At 74.9% G+C, this 243-nt stretch carries 1 protein-coding gene; it reads right to left on the reverse strand.

Annotation, left to right across the window (positions count from 1 at the left end; translation table 11 throughout):
- A partial coding sequence (locus tag G3I65_RS55015) for a KR domain-containing protein (RefSeq protein WP_160704446.1) occupies window positions 1–243 on the reverse strand: 243 nt, incomplete at both ends.

The following is a 243-nucleotide window of genomic DNA, read 5'->3' on the forward strand; positions in this document are numbered from 1 at the left end:
CCGCAGGGCGGCTTCGGACAGCGTGCCGGTCATGCCGCTTTCCCGCGCCCACGGTCCCCAGGCGATCGCGCGAGCCGGCAGCCCGGCGGCGGCGCGGGTGCGGACGAGGTCGTCGAGGGCCGCGTTGGCGGCGGTGTAGGCACCCTGGCCGCCGTTGCCGAGCACGCCGAACACCGACGTGAACACGACGAACGCGGACAGCTCGGGCGCGAGTTCGTGCAGGTGCCACGCCGCGTCGACCTT

The sequence above is a fragment of the Amycolatopsis sp. SID8362 genome (assembly GCF_010550475.1).
GTDB classification, from domain to species: domain Bacteria; phylum Actinomycetota; class Actinomycetes; order Mycobacteriales; family Pseudonocardiaceae; genus Amycolatopsis; species Amycolatopsis eburnea.